Annotated in this window: 1 pseudogene; it reads left to right on the top strand. The window is 35.3% G+C overall.

Annotation, left to right across the window (positions count from 1 at the left end):
• A pseudogene (locus ACSG5Z_RS30715) lies at positions 1 to 234 on the top strand (hypothetical protein); the annotation flags it as partial.
• Positions 235 to 300: the final 66 nt, after the last annotated feature.

The raw sequence follows: 300 nt of genomic DNA, 5'->3' as shown, positions 1-300 counted from the left end.
GCGACTAGCATGTTAGAAGATATTGATAATATACGTAAAGAAATTCTTGTTCCAAAGTCGAAAGAGCAAGAACATGAGGAATACGCTGGTTTCTTGAATGAATCGGAACAAGCAATGAAAAAATTACAGAAGTTAGCTAAAGAAGAAGACTCATCATTGATTCGTGATATAGAAATTAACGTTGCAACAGCATCAACATACTATAAACGTTTTCAAGCAGAAACGAAAAAATAACCTTGCGTACGCGCAAGGTTATTTTTTCTTCTTACCATCTCCGTCTTCATCCTCGGATACTAATAC

Origin of the sequence: Bacillus pretiosus (assembly GCF_051294775.1) — a bacterium.
Classification (GTDB): domain Bacteria; phylum Bacillota; class Bacilli; order Bacillales; family Bacillaceae_G; genus Bacillus_A; species Bacillus_A wiedmannii.
The sequence above is the reverse complement of the archived record's forward strand: the minus strand, read 5'-3'. Positions and strand labels throughout refer to the sequence as shown.